Here is a 19,096-nt window from a genome sequence, read left to right as displayed (position 1 = left end):
GGCCTTTCCGAGGGAATCTGCCGCCGTCCAGCCGGGCAAATTCATTCGTATGCAAATGATATCAACTTCGCCGCGATTGTCAAAGCGAAGTGGTCGGCCACGGCTTTGTTATGCCTGTGGAGGTTGACGCAGCCGGCCATCTGGTCAAGGTTCCGTGTCCGGTCGCGTCAACTGGAGCCCAAGCCGAGAAAGAAGGGAGGCCGCATGGCCGACGAAGCGCTCATCGTCATCGACCTGCAGAACGACTTTTGCCCCGGCGGCGCGTTGGCCGTGGCCGGCGGCGACGAGATCGTGCCGCTGGTCAACGACCTGATCCGGCGGACCGATCACGTGATCCTGACGCAGGACTGGCATCCGGCCGGCCATTCGAGCTTCGCTTCCAGCCATCCAGGCAAGCAGCCCTTCGAAGCGATCGAGATGCCCTACGGGCCGCAGACGCTTTGGCCGGATCACTGCATCCAGGGCAGCCTTGGGTCCGATTTCCATTCCGGGCTCGCCTGGACCAAAGCGGAACTGGTCATCCGCAAGGGTTTCCGCACCGCGATCGACTCGTATTCGGCTTTCTTCGAGAACGACCACACGACCCCAACCGGCCTTGCCGGCTATCTCAAGGAGCGCGGCATCGACACCATCACCTTGGCCGGCCTGGCCACAGACTTCTGCGTCGCCTTTTCGGCACTCGATGCCGCCAAGCAAGGCTTCAAGACGACGGTGCGGCTGGATGCCTGCCGCGGCATCGATCTCAACGGCTCGGTCGGCACGATGCTGAAACGGATGCGCGAGGCCGGGGTGGTGCTCGAAGATCACCTTTCGGACTGACCGCGCCGTGAGGCATCGAGGGGGCTTTGCGACATTGGCGAAGGCGCTGGCGGCAACCATGACGGCCGCACTCCTTCTCGCCTTTCCAAAACCGGTTTTCGCAGCCGAGGCGCATGAGCTGCCCGGCGCGGCGATGTCGCTCTGGTGGGCGCTGCCCTTTGCCGGCTTGTTGCTGTCGATCGCGACCGGGCCGCTCCTGTTCCATCATGTCTGGGAGCATCATTACGGCAAGATCGCCGCCGCGTGGGCGGCACTTGCAGTGGTTCCGCTGGCGATCGCTTTCGGCATGCCGGCGGCAAGCGAGGCGGTGCTGCACACGTTGCTCACAGAATATCTGTCCTTCATCATCCTTTTGTTCGCGCTGTTCACCATTTCGGGCGGCATCCTGGTCGCCGGCAACATCCACGGCACGCCGCTGGTCAATTCCGGCTTGCTGCTGATCGGCGCAATCCTCGCCTCGGTCATCGGCACGACGGGCGCCTCGATGATCCTGATCCGGCCGGTGCTGCGCGCCAATGACAACCGCCCGTTCAACGCGCATGTGGTGATCTTCTTCATCTTCCTGGTTTCGAACATCGGCGGCTCGCTGACCCCGCTCGGCGACCCGCCGCTCTTCGTCGGCTTCCTGCGGGGGGTCGACTTCTTCTGGACGACCGCGAACCTCTGGCGCGAGACGCTGTTCACCGGCGGGCTGGTGCTCATCATCTTCCTGGCGCTCGACATCGTGCTGCATCGCCGCGAGGGCGGCTTGCCGAAGATCAAGGACCCGACACCGGACACGAAGGTGCGCCTGCGCGGCCTCGCCAACCTGCCGCTGCTGGCCGGCGTGATCGGTGCGATCCTGCTTTCCGCCAGCTGGAAGCCGGGCATCAGCATCCCGATCCTCGGCATCGGCCTGGAACTGCAGAACCTGGTCCGCGACGCGATCATCCTGGCGCTGGCCTTTCTGTCGCTCAAAGTCTCGTACAAAAACCACAGGGAAGCGAACGGCTTCAGTTGGGGGCCCATCGCCGAGGTGGCGAAACTGTTTGCCGGCATCTTCATCTGTATCGTGCCGGTTATCGCCATCCTGAGAGCCGGGCACGATGGCGCGCTGGCGCCGCTGGTTTCGCTGGTCACCTCGGCGGACGGCCAGCCCGACGATCTCGCCTATTTCTGGCTGACCGGAGCGCTGTCGTCCTTCCTCGACAACGCGCCGACCTATCTGGTGTTCTTCGAGCTTGCCGGCGGCGACGCCAGGCACCTGATGACGGAGGCGGCCTCCACGCTCGCCGCGATCTCGGCCGGCGCCGTGTTCATGGGCGCCAACACTTATATCGGCAATGCGCCGAACTTCATGGTCTTTGCTATCGCCAGACATCGCGGCTTCAAGGTGCCGGGCTTCTTCGGCTACATGGCGTGGTCCGGCCTGGTGCTGATCCCGACGTTTTTGATCGCGGGGTTTTTGTTTTTTAGGTGAAGCGGTGCAGAGCTTTACCTCCCCTTGTGGGGAGGTCGGGCCAGGTCCGGGTGGGGGTCGGCGCCAGCTCCCGCTGCTTCGCAGTGACCTTCAGCCCACGCCCACATAGCGCCGAACCGCGGAGGGGTCGGCGCGCAGTTCCTCGACATCGACGGTCTCGCGGTTGCGGCCGTTCTCGATGAATGAGATGCGGTCGGCGACCGACAGCACGGCGTCGACGCGCTGCTCGACCAGGATCGTCGAGACGCCCAGATCGCGCAGCTTCGCCACCGTCTCGCGGATCTTGGCGATCATCGAGGGCATCAGCCCTTCGGTGGGCTCGTCGAGAAGAAGCACCTGCGGCTCGAGGCAGAGCGCACGCGCCATGGCAAGCATTTGCTGCTCGCCTCCGGAAAGCGTGCCGGAGCGTTGCTTCAAGCGCTCTCGCAACAGCGGGAAAAGGTCGAGGACGCGTTCCCGCGTCGCCTTGCCCTTGCCGCGGGTCATCAGGCCGATCTCGACGTTTTCCGCCACCGTCATGTCGGCGAATAATCGCCGGCCCTGCGGCACATAAGCGACGCCCGTCTTCGGCACGTCATGTGCGGCAAGTCCGGTCAGCTCCTTGCCGGCCAGTCTGATCGAACCGGCAGCGGCCGGAACCAGCCCCATGATCGCCTTCAGCGTCGTCGTCTTGCCGGCGCCGTTGCGGCCGAATAGGCAAAGCACTTCGCCCTTGTTGAGGACAAGGTCGAGCCCGTAGAGCACCTGCACCTCGCCGTAAAAACAGTCGAGGCCGGAAATGGCGAGCAGCCCGCTCTCGGTGCCGGGGAGATCAGCCATGGGTCGCTCCGAGATAGGCATCCTGCACCTCGGCATTGGCGCGGATCTGCTCGGGCGTGCCCTCAGCGAGAATCTTTCCCGAATTGAAGACGGTGATGCGGTCGGCAAGCTGCATGACCACCGGCATGTTGTGCTCGATGAGCAGCACGGTGGCATGCTTGGCGATCTCGCGCACCAGTAGGACGAAATTGTCGATCTCGCTGTCGGCCAGCCCTTGCGTCGGCTCGTCGAGGATCAGCAGGCGCGGCCTCAGCGCCAGGCCCATTGCCACCTCCAGCAGGCGCTGGTGGCCGTAGGAAAGCTGGCCGGCCGGGGTGCCGGCGCGGTCGGCGAGGCCGGTGCGTTCCAGCGCCGCCATGACGCCGCTCCTCACCTGCCCCTTCGAGCGGCCGTCGGTCAGCGTGCGCTGCACCGGCAACGCGACATTGTCGTAGGCCGTGAGATTGGCGAAGACGCTGGTGATCTGGAAGGTGTAGGCAACGCCGAGGCGAACCCTTTTGTAAGCCGGCATGGTCGTGATGTCGGCGCCGTCGAAGACGATCATGCCGGAGGAGGGTTGGATGCGGCCGCTGAGCAGACTGACGAAAGTTGTCTTACCGGCGCCATTGGGGCCGATGATGGCGCGGATTTCGCCCGGCATCAGCGCGAAATCGACGCCGTCGACGGCGCGCAAGCCCCCGAAACGGCGCGAAAGACCCTTGGTGGTGAGCAGCGGCATCACGGCAACCATCCGAGCCAGCGCTGGCGGACGCTGCCCAGGACGCCCTTCGGAAAGAAGAGCACCAGCAGGATCAGCGCCACGCCGACGATCAAAAGATAGGCGGAGGTGAAGCCGCTGGTGATGTCGGTGACATAATACATGAACAGCGTGCCGATGAGCGGCCCGAGAATGGTCGCGGCGCCGCCGAGCAGCACCCAGAGCAGTGGCAGGATCGAATACTGCACCGACGCGAAGCTCGATCCAATATAGCCGAACAGCAGCGCATAAGCCGCACCGGACGCGGCGCAGATGGCGCCTGAGGCAATGACGGCGACGAGCTTGTTGGCGACGGTGTCGTAGCCCAGCATCTTCGTGCGCTCCTCATTCTCGCGAATGGCGACCAGCACGCGGCCGAAGCGGGAGCGAACGATAACAAGCGTGATGAGCAGCACGACCGAGAACAGCGCCAGAGCGCTCATGTAGCGCACAGTCGGATTGGTCAGGTCGAGCGATGCGCCGCCGATCGCGATTATTCTCGACGGCTGCTGGATGACAAGGCCCTGGTCGCCGCCGGTCCAGGCGGCGAAATAAAGGATGAGCAGATAGAAGACCTGCGCGAACATCATGGTGACGATCATGAAGGCCACACCCGATGTGCGCAGCGCGAGCAGGCCGATGACCAAGGCAAGCAGGGCGCCGCAGGCAACCCCGGCGACGAAGGCTTCCGGCACGCCCCAGCCCAATTGATAGACAGCCAGCCCGGCACCATAGAGGCCGGCCGAGAAGAACATGGCGTGACCGAGGCTGAGCAGGCCGACATAGCCGAAGAGCAGGTTGTAGCCCATGGCGAAGACGGCAAGCGCCATGATGCGCGCGAACAGGCCCTGATGATAATCGGGCAGGACGAAATTCAGCGCGAACAGGAGCGCGATGACGCCGATATGCAGCGCGTAGGTCTTCGCGGGGGAAGCATCCTTCATCGCGCCGCCGTCCCGAACAGGCCTTGCGGCCGGGACACCAGCACCATGGCGACCACCAGCGTGGCGATGATCTTGGCCAAGGTCGGCGAGAAGAACACCGAGACGATGCCGTCGGAGAGGCCGATCAGGATGGCGGCGACCACCGTGCCGCGCAATGAGCCGAGGCCGCCGATGATGACGACGATGAAGGACAACAGCAGCGGGTCCTGCCCCATCAGGTAATGCGCCTGGCTGATCGGCACGATCAGCACCGCCGCGATTGCCGCCAGCATGGCGCCGATGGCGAACACGCCGGCATAGACGCGCTCGACCGGGATGCCGAAGGCCTGCGCCGTCTCGCGGTCATACTGGGTGGCGCGCATGATCAGGCCGATTTTCGTCCGTGTCAGCACCAGCCAGGTGATCACCAGCAGAACCGCGGAGGCGGCAATGACCGAGAGCTTGTAGCCTGAATAGCCGAACCACGGCAGCAGGATGCGGTAGTTGAAGGGCGGCTCGACCGGGCGCGCTTCCGGGCCGTAGAAGGTCAGCGCCAGCTGCTGGATGATATAGAGCATGCCGATGGTGGCGACGATGGTGCCTTCTGGATTGTAGTTCAGCCGGCGCAGCACCAGCCATTCGGCAAGAAACGCGACCAGCCCGACCAGCAAGGGCGCAATCACCAGCGCGACGACGAAGCCGACCGCGGGATGGCCGGAAATCGCCGTCGAGATCGCCCAGGCAAGCACGGCGCCCAACATGAAGAACTCGCCATGCGCGACATTGACGATGCGCATGACGCCGAACACCAGCGACAGGCCAAGCGCCGTCAGCGCCAGCACGGCGGACGTGACGAGGCCTTCCAGGGCGGCAAGCAGGAGGTGGGGTCCGAAGTGCATGGGCTAGCCACCGGCGGATGCGCGAGGCACCCCCCACTGCCCTGCCGGACTGTCCGGCAGGACAGAGGGGGGTGGCTTGGCGCTCACGCTCGGTGAAACGTCGAAGCTCACAGCGCTTGCTTCGTGTAATCCCCTTCCGGCTCGTAGAGGCCGTCCTCGATCTTGGTCTTGTGGACGACCTTCAGCTTGCCGCCTTCGACCTTGGAGATGTTCTGGATGCCGAAGCATTGGTGGATCTTGCCGTTAAAGGTTTTCGGACCCTGCGGATGCTCCGGCCCTTCGGCGAATTCCTTCAGCGCTTCGGTTGCCTCGACCAGCTTGGCGCGGTCTTCCGGCCCCTTGTAGCCGGCATCCTCCATCGCCTTCTTGACGACATAGAGCGTCTCCCAGCAGCCGAACATGTGGGCAGCGGTGGAGACGTCCTTGGGGTCGCCGACGGCGGCGCCATTGTCGTCGATGCCGACGGCGGCGCGATAGGCCTTCTGCGCGGCCGAGTCATCGGGCTGCGCGTAGCGCGGCGAGCCTTCCCAGAAATGGCTGCCGTCGAGGAATTCGAGGCCGGGGCTGTTGATGTCGACGGCCTCGAGGGAGTCGATGAAGCCGAAGAGCTGCGGCCTTTGCGAGCCGTAGAACTCGCCGAGTTCCTTGACGAAGGTGAGCACGGCCGGACCGACCATGACGTGGTAGATCACCTCGGTCTCGGCCGGGATCTGCGGGAAGTATTTGGTGAAGGACGACTCCGTCGGGGGGATGGCGATCTGCGCGATCACGTCGGCGCCTTGCGCCTTCAACGCCGGCGGCAGGTAGTCGCGATGGTCGTAGCCGAAGGCGAAGTCGGGGAAGATCTGCGTCACCTTCTTGCCGGCATTCGCCGCGATCCACGGCGCCATCGACTGGATCTGGCTCTTCACGTCGGTGATGCCGGGCTGGAAGACGTAGCGGTTGAGCTTGGTCGAGGCGACGTGGTGGCCTTCGCTGACCACGAAATAGGGGATCTTGTTTTCGCCGGCGGCGGGCGCCGAGCCGATCACCACATGCGAGAACAGCGTGCCGAAAACGATGTCGGTCTTATGCTGCGTGGCGAACTTGCCGACCACCTCGGCGCCGCGGGCAGGATCGGTGCCATCATCTTCGATCACCAGCTCGACCTTGCGGCCGCTGATACCGCCGGCATCGTTGATCGCCTTGACGGCGGCAGCGCTCGTCTTCTCGTACCAGCGGCCGTAGGCGGCGCCGATGCCGGTGCGGTGCGACTGGAAGCCGATCTTGATCGGCGCCGAACTCTGCGCCTGGCTGTAGCGAACGAAGCCGGGCGCGAGCGCCAGGCCGGCGCCGGCGGCGATGCCTTTCAGCGCTGTGCGGCGGGAAAGCGTGCTTTTGGAGAGGTCGAAAAATCCGTTCTTGTCAGCCATGTCCGTTCCCCTGTTTTCAGTTTTTTGACCAGCAATAAGGCGGCTCGATCCTCCGCGCTCGGAGGACGCGAAAATTGCATGTGTACAAACTAAATCACCAAAGCTGTGACGTGGCAAGCGAGCTTCCACTCCAGCGCCGCCGCGCGTCCTCTAGGGGACGCGCAAAGGACGCTGGAGCACTTTCATTTTGCGCATGATCCTTTCCGAAAATCGAACCCGATTTTCGGGGTCATGCGCGCGTCATGACGGGCCCTTGTCTCATCCCGCCGTCGGCGTAGCAAGCAGCCATAGGCCGAATATGGTGTAGGCGATCATCAGAAGCGCATGCGGCAGCTGGCTGAGCGCCGCGCGCGACGGCTGCGGGTGGAGTCGCCAGGCTAGGCCGTGTGCGATCAAGACCGCCAGCACATGGCCGACGATGATGACGCCGGCCTGCAGATTCCAGAGCCACCAGGCCGACTCGGCGCCGGCGACAACGCCCGCCTCGACCATCCTGTCGGCGGTGCCGAACAGGTTCCAGCCGAGCGCGAACGGGTCGGACAAAGCGACCAGCGCGTATTGGCCGTCGACGAGCAGCGCCGTGAGGTAGTGGGCGATGTGGTAGGCGAGCGCGATCGGCACGATCGACCAAACCAGGAGGCCGGCGGCTTTCTCGAAGGCTTGCCCGTCGCCGGCAAGGCGCTGGCCGAGTGAAACGGCAAGCGCGAACACGGCCGCCAACAAGATGAATGTCAGCACCAAGCCAAAGCTGCCGATGCCAATCAACGCGGTGCGGCCGGGAAATTCCAGCGGATTGACGCCGAACAGGCCGAGCCAGAAGAAGGTTTTGGAAAGACCGTCGAAGGATACGGACGAGAGCGCCAGCAGCAGGAACGCCGTGCCGCTTGCCGGCAGCGACGAGGCGGAAAGCAGCTTCGCACCGGGCCAGCCGAGGTCGAGCCGGCCTTTTTCGCGCTGGACCGGCGCGAAGCGGGCGACGATGGAGAAAAAGACGGTCAGGAATTCGCCGCGCCGACTCCAGTCTTCGTAGCCGAAGACGCATATGGCGGCGAAACTGAGCAGCCAGTAGATGCCGGCGGCGAAGGCCAGGCGCGACGGATCGTCGGGCGCGGGATCGATGAGCTCGAACCAGGCGAAGCCGAAGAACAGGACGAACGCCGGCCAGTAGCCGAGCCATTTGGGAAGGCGCGATGGCTCGGCTTCGTCAGTGCGAAGGTTGAAGACGCGAGATGCAACGCGCCAGGGGCCGTACCACGGGTTGAGCCAGGACCAGAGATCGCCGAATACCCCCTGCAGCAGCGTGAAACCGGCCCAGAGCAGCGTCCAGATCACCAGAGGCAAGGGGTTGGAGAGTGGATCACGGCTGCCGAACAGGCCGGTGGCGATGAGAAGCACGAAGCCGGCAAAGGAAAGCAAGCTGAGGACGGTGCGCGGGTGGTCGCTGACAGTGAACAAAGAGAGGCGTCGGCGCCAGAAGCGGTCAAGAGCGGCGGGCGGCAGCAGCGCCAGCGTCAGAAAGCTGACAGCCACCGCAAGCGCGCCACCAGCGATGTAGTAGCCCGTGGGAAGAAGCAGGACATGGCCGCGGTCAGAGGCGTGGGCGAAGGCGGGGGTGGGGAGGAGAGGTATGAATGAGGCCGCCATTGCGAAGGACGTATTTCGAAGCCGTCGATTTCCACCGACGTGCTCCTTCGCACCCCCCTCTGTCCTGCCGGACATCTCCCCCGCAAGGGGGGAGTTCGGATGTCGCGCGCGATTTCGCCAATTTTGACCGCCGCAGAAAGAGGCAGATTGCGCGAAACTGCCAATCTCCCTCCTTGCGGGGGAGATGTCCGGCAGGACAGAGGGGGGTGGGCGGGAACTCAAGTTATCCGGTTATCCGAAATTCTATTCGAGCAGTCCTCACACCTTGACCAGCTGCTCCACCCGCCCCTTCTCGCCGAAGATGCGCAAATAACGCTTGATCTCCTTCTCATCGCCGGTCGACTTGGCGGGGTTGTCGGAGAGCTTGACCGCCGGCCGGCCATTGGCTTCGCTGACCTTGCAGACCAGCGAGATGGCGTCGAGGCTGTTGGTCTCGGTCGGCGCGCAGCCTTCGAAATCATTGGTGAGGTTGGTGCCCCAGCCGAAGGACATGCGCACCTTGCCGCGGAAATGCTTGTAGGTCTCCTCGATGGTCTCGACCTCGAGCCCGTCGGAGAAGATGAGCAGCTTCTGTTTCGGATCCTTGCCCTTCTCGCGCCACCAGGCGAGGATCTTCTCGCCGCCTTCGATGGGCGGCGCGCTGTCGGGGCGGAAGCCGGTCCAGTCGGCGATCCAGTCCGGCGCGTCGCGCAGGAAAGCGGACGTGCCGAACGTGTCGGGCAGCACGATCAGCAGATTGCCGCCATAATAGCGCTGCCAGTCCTGCAGCACCTTGTAGGGCGCCTGCCTCAGCTCCTCAACGGAGTTGGCGAGTGCCGCAAACACCATAGGCAGTTCGTGCGCATTGGTGCCGAGCGCCTCGAGGTCGTTGTCCATGGCCAGAAGCACGTTCGACGTGCCGGTGAAAGCCTCGCCGATGCCTTCCTTCAGCGCCTCGACGCACCAGCGCTGCCACAGGAAGGAGTGGCGGCGGCGGGTGCCGAAATCGGAAATGCGGATGCCGGGCAGTGCCTTCAGCCGCTCGGTCTTGGCCCACATCTTGGCCTTGGCGCGGGCGTAGAGCACGTCGAGCGCAAACTGGCCGAAGGAGCGCATGGCGGCGCGCGAGCGCAGCTCGTTGATGATGGCGAGCGCCGGTATCTCCCACAGCGTGGTGTACATCCAGGGACCGGGGAAGGACAGTTCGTACTGGCCGTCGCGCTTGGTGAGTTCATAGTCGGGAAGGCGGAAATCCTCCAGCCAGGCGAGGAATTCCGGCTCGAAGATCTGCTTACGGCCATAGAAGGTGTTGCCGCCGAGCCAGATCATCTCCTTCTTGGTGAAGCGCAAGGTGCGAGCGTGGTCGAGCTGCTCGCGCAGTTCGCCTTCGTCGATCTCGTCGGCGAGCCGCACCGAGGTCGTGCGATTGATCAGCGTGAAGGTGGCGTCGACCTTGGGGTACATGCCCCAGATCATCTGCAGCATCAGCAGCTTGTAGAAATCGGTGTCCAGCAGGCTGCGGACGATGGGGTCCAGCTTCCAGGTGTGGTTGTAGACGCGCCGCGCTATATCGGTTCGTGCCATATCTGCTCACCCAAAAAGCGCGTCGCGCTTGCGTGATTCCAAGCGCGGCGCCTCAAGTCCCTGTTATGAAGCACTCCGGACGGAAAACCGCCGCGCAGCTCCCAGAATTGTTAACCAGCTGCGGTCTTAGCATTGTATTTTTGAAAGCGCTTCCTGCTTTGCAAGCTGGCCCGACAAAAACCAGCTATGCAAGTCCAGCGATCATGACGCTGCGCCAGAGCATTCCACCGTTGCACGGCAACCGCGAAATGCTCTTGGCTTTTTTTGACGGGAATTTCCGGACGGAAAACCGCTCACACTTTTCCTGGAATCGCTCCAGCCCCGATCACCTTGAGCGCCGGGCGCTTCCTGCGGCTCGGCACACGGCCGGCGACCGGCGCATCGGCGCGGCCCTCGTCCTGCTCCTTTTCGGCAAAGAGCCAGTCGATGAAAAGCTGGACGATCGGCGCCGAGCGCATCTCGTTGCGGCAGACGACATAGAAGTCATCGACCGCCGGCACCGACAAAGCGAAGGGCGCGACGAGCATGCCCCTGGCGAGCAGGGCGCGCGCGGTCACGGAATCGCCGAGCGCCACGCCGTGGCCGTGGACGGCGGCCTCCACCGCTATGCGCGCGTCGCCGAGGTGATGGCGGCGGCCGCGCTCCAGATCGAGCGCGTCGGCGGCGGCCAGCCAGGTGTGCCACTCGCGGCCGTCGTCGCCATGCAGGAAAACGTGGTCGGCAAGGTCGCGCACGCTGCGGATCGGGCGGTTGTTGATCAGCGTCGGGCTGACCACCGGAAACAGCTCGAGACCCGACCATTTGCGTATCCAGCAGTCGCTCCAGCTGCCATCGCCATAATGCACGCAGACGTCGATGTGCGGCGCGCGGATGTCCCTGGCGTCGTTGGAGGGGATCAGCGTCAGCTGGATGTCGGGATATTGCGCGGTGAAGGAGCCGAGCCGCGGCGTCATCCACAACAAGAGCAGCGCCGGCACGCAGGACACCGACAGCACACCGGTGCTTGCGGGGCGTGTCATGCGCTGCGTGGCCGCGGCGATGCCGTCGAAGGCCGCCGAAACCGCCGGCAGGAACTCAGCGCCGTGCGGCGAAAGCTTCACGCGCTGACCCGCGCGCTGGAAAAGCTTTACGCCGAGCGATTGCTCGAGCGCCTTGATCTGGTGGCTGACCGCGCCATGCGTGACATTGAGCTCGCCCGCCGCCTTGGTCAACGAGGCATGTCGCGCCGTCGCCTCGAAGGCGCGCAGCGGGTTCAACGGCGGCAAGCGCTTGGCCAAGGACAGCTCCCGACTTTGTGAGATTTTCTCACAGCAAAGACCCTAACAATATCAATTGATTTTTCAATACAGTTGCCCGACACTTTTGGCCGGAACAGCTCAACAGACGTAGATTTCGCAGGCGCCAGCGGGCAACGATCAGCCGGATGACTGCTGGCTTGGCAGCCGTCGGTGCAGCCGCCGCGCTGCAAGCAGTCTCGGAGGAGTACCGGACATGGGTTACGATCGCGGCAAGCTCGAAGCGTTGCGCCGCAAATATGGCGAGAGCCATGGCGGCGAGATGTTCGACCCGAAATTCCGCAAGGTCGCCGACAAGATCTTCAGTAAAAGCGGCACCCGGCTGGCGCCCTATTCCGGCATCCCGACCTTCCTTGCCGCGCCGTACCGGCAGGTGGCGGCCGACAATCCGGATTTCGGCGACTTGCAAGTGGCGATGATCGGCGTGCCGATGGACCTTGGCGTCACCAACCGGCCGGGCTCACGCTTCGGGCCGCGGGCGCTGCGCGCCATCGAGCGCATCGGCCCCTACAATCACGTGCTGGAATGCGCGCCGACGCATGAGCTGCGCGTTGCCGACATCGGCGACACGCCGTTCCGCAGCCGTTACCGGCTGGAGATCAGCCACGAGGACATCGAAAAGCGCACCAACCAGATCGTCGACGCCGGTGTGCTGCCGCTTTCGGTCGGCGGCGACCACTCGATCAGCCATCCGATCCTGAAAGCGGTCGGTAAGCAGGCTCCGGTCGGCATGATCCATATCGACGCCCATTGCGACACCAGCGGGCTGTTCGACATGACCAAGTTCCATCACGGCGGACCGTTCCGCAACGCGGTCCTGGACGGCGTGCTCGATCCCACCCGCACGATCCAGATCGGCATTCGCGGCTCGGCCGAGTATCTGTGGGAGTTCACTTATGAATCCGGCATGACGGTGGTCCATGCCGAGGAGGTGACCGGCGTCGGCATACCCGCCATCATCGAGAAGGCGCGGAAGATCGTCGGCGACGGCCCGACCTACATCTCCTTCGACGTCGACAGCATCGATCCGGCCTTCGCCCCGGGCACCGGCACGCCTGAGGTCGGCGGGCTGACGACGCGCGAGGTGCTCGAGCTGCTGCGCGGCCTGAAGGGCCTCAACATCGTCGGCGGCGACGTCGTCGAGGTGGCGCCGCAATATGACGCGACCACCAACACCGCCCATGTCGGCGCGCAAGTCCTGTTCGAGATCCTGAGCCTGATGGTGTTCAGCCCGGCAATCAAGAAGGGCTGACACGAGAGCGTTTCACCGCTTCATGGAAACGGCGAACCGCTTCGTTTTTACGCAATTCCGGACGGAAGCTATGCGAAGTCGCCAAGCGTAGACCGCTTCCCGCTTTTCCTGGAATTGCTAACCAGTACGGCCGTCGCGCTGGAGCCGGCGGCCGGTTTCAACAACAAGCTTCCAGCAGGGGAACTAAAATGACTCTTCGCAACACACTGAAATCCGCACTTGCGGCACTCATCATGCTCGGCGCCGCCGGTCTTGCCTCGCAGGCCAAGGCCGACGCCATCGACGACATCACCAAGGCCGGGGCCATCAATGTCGGCATCTTCTCCGACTTCCCGCCTTTTTCCTCGGCCAGCGCCGACATGAGCATCAAGGGCTATGACATCGACGTCGCGCAGGCGATCGCCGATTCCTTGAAGGTGAAGCTGAACCTCGTCAGCGTCACCGGCCAGAATCGCATCCCGTATCTCACCGACAAGCGCGTCGATATCTTGATGAGCGTCGGCTATTCGAAGGAGCGCGAGCAGGTGATCGATTTCGCCGCCGCCTACGCGCCCTATTACATCGCCGTCATCGGCCCGGCCGAGCTTGCCGTCAAAGGCAAGGACGACCTTGCCGACAAGTCGATCGCCGTCAATCGCGGCACGCTGGAGGATACCTCGCTCACCCAGGCGGCGCCCGCCTCGGCCGACATCCGCCGCTTCGACAACTACAATTCCGTCATCCAGGCCTTCATCTCCGGACAGACGCAGCTCATGGTGGTCGGCAATGATGTCGGCGCGCAGGTGCTGGCCAAGCAGGTTGCATTGAAGCCCGAGCAGAAGTTCCAGCTGCTGACCTCGCCCTCGCATATCGGCCTCAACAAGAACGAGGACAGGCTGAAGAAGGCGGTGAACGATGCGGTCGCCAAGATGCTGGCGGACGGCAAGCTGGACGAGAGCTCGAAGGCCTGGCTGAAGACGCCGCTCAATCCCGACAACCTCAAGGATTGATCCCCGGAGCGGTTCAGCGCGCATGAAGCGCTGAACCGCTCCCGTACTTGCTTCTTGCGCTACACGCTTTCCAACAGGGCCAATCGCGATGGGCTACAGCCTCGACTTCGGCTGGCTTGCGGGTGCAGCGGGCGCGATCGCGCGCGGCGCGGCGATGACGCTGCTTCTGATCGTCGTCACCACGCTCGCCGGCACTTTCCTCAGCATCCTGGGCGCCGCCGGCCGCCGGAACGGCCCGAGGCCGCTCAAGCTGGCGATCGGCTGGTATGTCGAGGTGATGCGCAACACGCCGTTCCTGGTGCAGCTGTTCTTCATCTTCTTCGGCCTGCCCAGCCTCGGCATCCGACTCGATCCGATCCTGGCCGCCATGCTGGCGATGACGCTCAACATGGCGGCCTACACGATCGAGATCGTCGGCGCGGGTCTGGACGCGGTGCCGCGCGGGCAGACGGAGGCAGCGCTTGCGCTCGGGCTCAGGCCCAGACAGGTGTTCATCAAGATCGTGCTGCCGCAGGCGCTGACAGTGATCTATCCGGCGCTGACCAGCCAGATCGTCATCATGATGCTGGAATCGGCGGTGGTGTCGCAGATCGCGGTGCGTGAACTGACCTACGAGGCCGACATGCTGCAGGCGCGCACCTTCCGCGCCTTTGAAACCTATCTGGTGGTGACCATGGTCTATCTCGGCCTGTCGATGGGGCTGCGCCGGCTGCTGGTCAGCGGCGGACGCCGCGCACTCGGAGCCGGCGTGTCATGATCGAATTCACCCTCTGGGACATATTGCGCAACCTTCTGCTCGCCGCGCGCTGGACAGTGCTGCTGTCGCTTGCGGCCTTCGTCGGCGGCGCGCTGGTCGGGCTGGTCGTGCTGTTCTTCCGCATAGCCAAGAACAAATGGATCAAGCGGATCGCTTCCGGCTATATCGCGCTGTTCCAGGGCACGCCGCTCCTCATGCAGCTTTTCCTGATGTTCTTCGGCCTGCCGATGTTGGGGCTGCGTATCGAGCCATGGACCGCCGCGGCGCTCGGCCTCACCTTCTTTGCCAGCGCCTATCTCGCCGAGATCTGGCGCAGCGGTGTCGATGCGCTGCCGCGCGGCCAGTGGGACGCCGGCGCCAGTCTCGGACTGCATTATCTGCAGGAACTCAGGCTGATCATCCTGCCGCAGGCCTTCGCCATCACGCGCGCCCCGACCGTCGGCTTCCTGGTGCAGCTGATCAAATCGACGGCGCTGACCTCGATCATCGGTTTCGAGGAGTTGGTCAGGACCTCCAACGCCATCAACAACGCGACCTTCGAGCCGTTCACCGTCTACGGGCTAGTGGCGCTGATCTTCTTCGTCATGTGCTTCCCGCTGACGCAATATGCGCGGCGGCTCGAGCGTGTCGCCGCACACTGAAGGTTGACGAGGGCCGCGCCTGACCGGCGGCCGCTCGTCTCAATGGCTGAACGACAGCGCCGGCGCGATGCGATCGCGCCGCAGCCAACGGACGAGCAGGAGGACCGCCACCACCGCCAGGCCTGACGACAGGCCGATCCAGATGCCGACGCCGTCAAAGCCGAAATGGAAGGCGAGCAGAACGCCGAGCGGCAGGCCGACCCCCCAATAGCCGATCGCGGCATAGATCATCGGCACCTTGGTATCGTGCAGGCCGCGCAGCATGCCGGCGGCCACCGCCTGCGCGCCGTCGAAGATCTGGAACAGCGCGGCAAACACCAGGAAGGACACGGCAAGCGTGATCACCCTGGCATTGGCCGGATCGGCGAGATCGATGAAGGCGCTGATCAAAAGATGCGGCCACAGGATCATCACCAGCCCCATCAGCGCCATGAAGGAGACGCCGATGACAAAGCTGGTCCAGCCGGCGCGCGAGACGCCCTCGGGATTGCCGGCGCCATGTGCCAGGCCGACGCGCACGGTGACCGCCTGGTTGAGGCCGAGCGGCACCATGAAGGAGATCGAGGCGATCTGGATGGCAATCGCGTGGGCTGCCAGCGAATCCGCGTCGATCAGACCCATCAGCAGGGCTGCCGCATTGAAGATCGTCACCTCGAAGGCGAGGATGCCGGCGATCGGCAGGCCGAGCCTCAGCAGGCCGCGGAAGCGCGGCCAGTCGGAGCGCCAGAAGCGGCCGAAGAGGTGATAGCGGCGGAATTTTTTCTCCAGCACCACCACGGCCGCCAAGCCGACGAACATCAGCATGCTGGAAAGCGAGGTGGCGAGGCCCGAGCCGGCGATGCCCATCGGGCGGACGCCGAGGTTGCCGAACATGAAGACCCAGTTGAAGAAGGCGTTGCAGGCGACTGCGACGAAAACGATGATCAGCGCCCAGCCGGGCCGCTCCAGCGCCGAGATGAAGGAGCGCAGCACGATATAACCGTAAAAAGGCAGCACCGCCCATTGCAGCCAGTGCAGGTAGATGCCTGCCTGGTGCGCGAGGTCCGGCTTCTGCCCCATGGCCAAAAGCACTTCTTCGCCATGCCAGAGGAACAGCCAGATCGGGATCGAGACGAGGACCGCCAGCCAGAGTCCCTGGCGCACGGTGCGGCGCAGGTCGCGCACCGAATGGCGGCGGCGGCCGAGCTCGGTCGCCATCATCGGCGAGGTGGCGAGCATCAGGCCAAGCCCGAAGATCAGCGGCATGAAATAGAGGTTGGAGCCGAGCGCGCCGGCGGCCAGCGTGTCGGGTCCCAAACGGCCCATCATCATGACGTCGGTCGCGGTCATGGCGGTCTGGCCGAGATTGGTGAGCACCATCGGCCAGGCAAGCGACAATGTCGCCCTGATTTCCTGACGCCAAAAATTTTCCGGCGCGCGAGCGCCGGCTTCGATCGCAGACATTTTCCGCTCTTCAGACCACGGCGCGTCGGGACAACGCCCGGAAGCCGCACGCAAACGGCGCAAAATGGCGCCGTTTGCGCCGTCTTGTGAACGAAATGCGACATATTGGCAAGGAGGAGGAGCGGCGACCTATTGAGCCAGCGGGAAGCGCAGGAGCCGGGCCTTCTATTGGATGGCGTCGAGCGCCTGCCGCTGGCGGTGCATTTCGAGGAAGATGCGATAGTCGCGGTCGAAGCGAGCGCCGGCGGCCGGATTTGGGGGCCGCGTCCTGCCGCCCTGCTGCATGGCCACGCAAGCGGCGTTGAGGTCGGCGTAAAGCCCAGCGGCGGTCGCCGCGACCATGGCGGTGCCGAGCAGCACTGCCTCGTCGGCCAGCGGCTCGATGACGGTGCAGCCGGTGGCATCGGCATAGAGTTCCATCAAGAGCGGGTTCTTGGTGTGGCCGCCGGTGACGTGCAGCGTGTCGATCAAATAGCCGTTCTCGTTCAGCGCCTCGAGCACATGGCGCACGCCGAGCGCGATGCCGACGGCGGTGCGCCAGTAGAGCTTGCACAGGCTGTCGAAGGAGGAATCGAGTGTCAGCCCGCTGACGACGCCAACCGCGTGCGGGTCGGCGAGCGGCGAGCGATTGCCGTGGAAATCCGGCAGCACATGCAGCCGCGCCGCCAGCGCGTCGCCCTCGGCGGCGCGCAGTTCGGCGACGCGCTTGGCGATCCTGGCATGCATTGCCGCATCCGGCTCGCCGCCGGCGCCGTGCCAGCGGATGATGTGGTCGAGCAGAGCGCCGGTCGCCGACTGACCGCCTTCGGACAGCCAGAGCTTTGGCAACGCCGCGCCATAATACGGTCCCCAGACGCCGGCGAGGGGCTGCGGATCCTGCGACATCGCCATGACGCAGGACGAGGTGCCGGCAATCAGCGCCAGGTGCCGGCTGATGTCCTTCTCGTCGCCGGCAAAGCCGCCGAGCACGCCGAGCGCGCCGGCATAGGCGTCGATGACCCCGGCGCCGACCCGGCATTTCTGCGTCAGGCCGAGATCTGCCGCTGCATCGGCCGTGAGTTGCCCGATATCGGTGCCGACGGGGCTCGCCTTGTCCGGGAGATTGCCATGCTCGAAGAGATCGCCGATGCCGACGAGCTTGAAGAAATCGCGCCGCCAGCCCGTCTCCTCATGCGCGAGATAGGTCCATTTGGCCGTCAGCGTGCATTGCGAGCGGGCGAGCGATCCGGTCGCTTTCCAGGTCAGGAAATCGGCGAGATCGAACAGATAGCCGGCTTCATTCCAGGTTGCGGGCAGGTTGCGCTTCAGCCACATCAGCTTCGGCGTTTCCATTTCCGGCGACATCACCCCGCCGATATAGTCGAGCACCGCATGGCCGCTTCTGGTGCATTCGTCAGCTTCGGCGATGGCGCGATGGTCGAGCCAGACAATGGTGTCCCAGCGCTTCTCGCCGGTGACCGAGACGCTCAGCTGATCGCCCCGCCTGCCGCGCACCACCAGCGAGCAGGTGGCGTCAAAAGAGATGCCGACAATATCCGATGCGGCGACGTTCGTCTTCTCGCGCGCGGCCCGCACGGCGGCGCAGACTGCCGACCAGATATTTTCCGAGTCGTGCTCCGCGTGATCGGGCTTAGGCTGGTGCATGGCGATAGGCCGCTCGGCGCGGCCGAGCAGGTTGCCATGCGAGTCGAGAATGCCCGCGCGAGCGCTACCGGTGCCGACATCGACCGCGCAAACGAAACTCGTCAAGATGCTTTTACTCTCGCTCCCAGGTCTGCAATCAGGTCGGGCAATTGCAGCATGTCAGCGAATATAAAGTCCGGTTCGGTCGACGCAAGCCGCGCCTTGAGCGCAGGGTTGTTTGCATGCGATCCGCCGGTGAAGGCAAAGACACGCATCCCCGCCGCTCGCGCCGCGGCGATGCCGGCCGGGCTGTCCTCGATGACAAGGCATTTGCCCGGATCAGCGCGCATCGCGGCGGCGGCATGGAGAAACAGGTCCGGCGCCGGCTTGCCGCGCTTGACCATGGCGGCGCTGAAGAGGTGCGGCTCCAGCAGGCCCAGCAGGCCGGTGACCTCGAGCGCGTAGCGGATGCGCTCCAGCGTGCTGGAAGAGGCGACGCAATGGGGCAGGCCAAGCTTCGGCAGGATCTCCTTGATGCCGGGGATCGGCTTCAGCTCCTCGCGGAACTTGCGCATCAGCTCGACGCGCATGGCGGTGAGATGCTGGTCGCTGATCTCCAGGCCGAAATCGCTGCCGAGGATCTCGCGCACGCTCTTCATGCTCTTGCCGAGGAAATGCTCGTAGGCGGCGTCCTCCGAAACCGTGCCGCCGGCGAGCTCGATCGTGCCCAGCAACGCGGAAACCGAAAGCGCCTCGCTGTCGACCAGCACGCCGTCACAGTCGAAGATGACCAGCTCGGGCGTCATTGCGGCTGCGTCCAAA

17 protein-coding genes are annotated in these 19,096 nt (G+C 64.4%); 6 read left to right on the top strand and 11 right to left on the bottom strand.

Annotated elements, in window-relative coordinates:
• Positions 1 to 204 precede the first annotated feature (204 nt).
• Complete coding sequence (pncA, locus tag A9K66_RS12805) at positions 205 to 819, top strand: bifunctional nicotinamidase/pyrazinamidase (RefSeq protein ID WP_067324691.1); 615 nt, start codon at positions 205 to 207, stop codon at positions 817 to 819.
• Positions 820 to 877: 58 nt separating this feature from the next.
• Positions 878 to 2,278 (top strand): sodium:proton antiporter, encoded by a 1,401-nt coding sequence (locus A9K66_RS12800; RefSeq protein ID WP_067324690.1) that lies wholly within the window; start codon positions 878 to 880, stop codon positions 2,276 to 2,278.
• A gap of 90 nt (positions 2,279 to 2,368) precedes the next feature.
• Here A9K66_RS12800 and A9K66_RS12795 read toward each other — a convergent pair whose 3' ends face one another.
• The 8 genes from A9K66_RS12795 to gcvA all read right to left on the bottom strand — a co-directional run bounded on the left by A9K66_RS12795 (position 2,369) and on the right by gcvA (position 11,551).
• Entirely contained in the window at positions 2,369 to 3,097 is a 729-nt protein-coding gene (locus tag A9K66_RS12795) for an ABC transporter ATP-binding protein (protein ID WP_067324011.1), read from the bottom strand.
• Positions 3,090 to 3,818 (bottom strand): ABC transporter ATP-binding protein, encoded by a 729-nt coding sequence (locus tag A9K66_RS12790; protein ID WP_067324686.1) that lies wholly within the window; start codon positions 3,816 to 3,818, stop codon positions 3,090 to 3,092. Before A9K66_RS12790 ends, A9K66_RS12795 begins: the two co-directional genes overlap by 8 nt.
• A complete protein-coding gene (locus A9K66_RS12785; RefSeq protein WP_067324009.1) occupies positions 3,815 to 4,777 on the bottom strand; it encodes a branched-chain amino acid ABC transporter permease in 963 nt (320 codons plus the stop codon). Before A9K66_RS12785 ends, A9K66_RS12790 begins: the two co-directional genes overlap by 4 nt.
• Entirely contained in the window at positions 4,774 to 5,655 is an 882-nt protein-coding gene (locus tag A9K66_RS12780; RefSeq protein ID WP_067324008.1) for a branched-chain amino acid ABC transporter permease, read from the bottom strand. The genes A9K66_RS12785 and A9K66_RS12780 overlap by 4 nt, the downstream gene beginning before the upstream one ends.
• A 107-nt stretch (positions 5,656 to 5,762) precedes the next feature.
• Positions 5,763 to 7,067: an ABC transporter substrate-binding protein gene (locus A9K66_RS12775; RefSeq protein WP_067324006.1), complete on the bottom strand. Its 1,305-nt coding sequence runs from the start codon at positions 7,065 to 7,067 to the stop codon at positions 5,763 to 5,765.
• 258 nt (positions 7,068 to 7,325) lie between these two features.
• Complete coding sequence (locus A9K66_RS12770) at positions 7,326 to 8,786, bottom strand: hypothetical protein (RefSeq protein ID WP_067324004.1); 1,461 nt, start codon at positions 8,784 to 8,786, stop codon at positions 7,326 to 7,328.
• Positions 8,787 to 8,969: 183 nt separating this feature from the next.
• The gene (gene pncB, locus A9K66_RS12765) at positions 8,970 to 10,274 is read right to left on the bottom strand and encodes a nicotinate phosphoribosyltransferase (protein WP_067324002.1); all 1,305 of its coding nucleotides are present in this window, start codon (positions 10,272 to 10,274) and stop codon (positions 8,970 to 8,972) included.
• A gap of 293 nt (positions 10,275 to 10,567) precedes the next feature.
• Positions 10,568 to 11,551: a transcriptional regulator GcvA gene (gene gcvA, locus A9K66_RS12760; RefSeq protein WP_067324000.1), complete on the bottom strand. Its 984-nt coding sequence runs from the start codon at positions 11,549 to 11,551 to the stop codon at positions 10,568 to 10,570.
• A 214-nt stretch (positions 11,552 to 11,765) separates the two neighbouring features.
• On the opposite strand from gcvA, the gene speB reads away from it, so the two are divergent.
• The 4 genes from speB (at position 11,766) to A9K66_RS12740 (ending at position 15,208) form a co-directional block, all read left to right on the top strand.
• Positions 11,766 to 12,821 carry an agmatinase gene (gene speB / locus A9K66_RS12755; RefSeq protein WP_067323998.1) on the top strand — a complete coding sequence of 352 codons (1,056 nt, stop codon included), beginning with the start codon at positions 11,766 to 11,768 and terminating at the stop codon, positions 12,819 to 12,821.
• Between the two features lie 188 nt (positions 12,822 to 13,009).
• Complete coding sequence (locus tag A9K66_RS12750; RefSeq protein WP_067323996.1) at positions 13,010 to 13,810, top strand: transporter substrate-binding domain-containing protein; 801 nt, start codon at positions 13,010 to 13,012, stop codon at positions 13,808 to 13,810.
• An 88-nt stretch (positions 13,811 to 13,898) separates the two neighbouring features.
• The gene (locus A9K66_RS12745; RefSeq protein ID WP_067323995.1) at positions 13,899 to 14,567 is read left to right on the top strand and encodes an amino acid ABC transporter permease; all 669 of its coding nucleotides are present in this window, start codon (positions 13,899 to 13,901) and stop codon (positions 14,565 to 14,567) included.
• Positions 14,564 to 15,208, top strand: a complete 645-nt coding sequence (locus A9K66_RS12740; RefSeq protein WP_066999193.1) for an amino acid ABC transporter permease — start codon at positions 14,564 to 14,566, stop codon at positions 15,206 to 15,208. Before A9K66_RS12745 ends, A9K66_RS12740 begins: the two co-directional genes overlap by 4 nt.
• A gap of 39 nt (positions 15,209 to 15,247) precedes the next feature.
• Here the strand turns inward: A9K66_RS12740 and A9K66_RS12735 are convergent, their stop codons facing one another.
• From A9K66_RS12735 to A9K66_RS12725, 3 genes are all read right to left on the bottom strand, one after another.
• Positions 15,248 to 16,651 (bottom strand): MATE family efflux transporter, encoded by a 1,404-nt coding sequence (locus A9K66_RS12735; RefSeq protein ID WP_067323993.1) that lies wholly within the window; start codon positions 16,649 to 16,651, stop codon positions 15,248 to 15,250.
• 165 nt (positions 16,652 to 16,816) lie between these two features.
• Entirely contained in the window at positions 16,817 to 18,403 is a 1,587-nt protein-coding gene (locus A9K66_RS12730; RefSeq protein WP_082953842.1) for an FGGY-family carbohydrate kinase, read from the bottom strand.
• The gene (locus A9K66_RS12725; protein ID WP_067323990.1) at positions 18,397 to 19,080 is read right to left on the bottom strand and encodes an HAD family hydrolase; all 684 of its coding nucleotides are present in this window, start codon (positions 19,078 to 19,080) and stop codon (positions 18,397 to 18,399) included. The genes A9K66_RS12730 and A9K66_RS12725 overlap by 7 nt, the downstream gene beginning before the upstream one ends.
• Positions 19,081 to 19,096 lie beyond the last annotated feature (16 nt).

Origin of the sequence: Mesorhizobium sp. AA23 (assembly GCF_001672435.1) — a bacterium.
In the GTDB taxonomy this organism is placed as follows: Bacteria; Pseudomonadota; Alphaproteobacteria; order Rhizobiales; family Rhizobiaceae; genus Mesorhizobium.
This window is presented reverse-complemented; position numbering and strand designations above follow the sequence as displayed.

What these genes read in the sequence shown, in the direction of transcription:
- A9K66_RS12780 (WP_067324008.1), bottom strand. Translation starts at nt 5,655, where the DNA reads ATGCACTTCGGACCCCACCTCCTGCTTGCCGCCCTGGAAGGCCTCGTC.
- A9K66_RS12735 (WP_067323993.1), bottom strand. Translation starts at nt 16,651, where the DNA reads ATGTCTGCGATCGAAGCCGGCGCTCGCGCGCCGGAAAATTTTTGGCGT.
- speB (WP_067323998.1), top strand. Translation starts at nt 11,766, where the DNA reads ATGGGTTACGATCGCGGCAAGCTCGAAGCGTTGCGCCGCAAATATGGC.
- A9K66_RS12770 (WP_067324004.1), bottom strand. Translation starts at nt 8,786, where the DNA reads ATGTCCGGCAGGACAGAGGGGGGTGCGAAGGAGCACGTCGGTGGAAAT.
- pncB (WP_067324002.1), bottom strand. Translation starts at nt 10,274, where the DNA reads ATGGCACGAACCGATATAGCGCGGCGCGTCTACAACCACACCTGGAAG.
- A9K66_RS12725 (WP_067323990.1), bottom strand. Translation starts at nt 19,080, where the DNA reads ATGACGCCCGAGCTGGTCATCTTCGACTGTGACGGCGTGCTGGTCGAC.
- pncA (WP_067324691.1), top strand. Translation starts at nt 205, where the DNA reads ATGGCCGACGAAGCGCTCATCGTCATCGACCTGCAGAACGACTTTTGC.
- A9K66_RS12775 (WP_067324006.1), bottom strand. Translation starts at nt 7,067, where the DNA reads ATGGCTGACAAGAACGGATTTTTCGACCTCTCCAAAAGCACGCTTTCC.
- A9K66_RS12740 (WP_066999193.1), top strand. Translation starts at nt 14,564, where the DNA reads ATGATCGAATTCACCCTCTGGGACATATTGCGCAACCTTCTGCTCGCC.
- A9K66_RS12785 (WP_067324009.1), bottom strand. Translation starts at nt 4,777, where the DNA reads ATGAAGGATGCTTCCCCCGCGAAGACCTACGCGCTGCATATCGGCGTC.
- A9K66_RS12795 (WP_067324011.1), bottom strand. Translation starts at nt 3,097, where the DNA reads ATGGCTGATCTCCCCGGCACCGAGAGCGGGCTGCTCGCCATTTCCGGC.
- A9K66_RS12800 (WP_067324690.1), top strand. Translation starts at nt 878, where the DNA reads ATGACGGCCGCACTCCTTCTCGCCTTTCCAAAACCGGTTTTCGCAGCC.
- A9K66_RS12750 (WP_067323996.1), top strand. Translation starts at nt 13,010, where the DNA reads ATGACTCTTCGCAACACACTGAAATCCGCACTTGCGGCACTCATCATG.
- A9K66_RS12745 (WP_067323995.1), top strand. Translation starts at nt 13,899, where the DNA reads ATGGGCTACAGCCTCGACTTCGGCTGGCTTGCGGGTGCAGCGGGCGCG.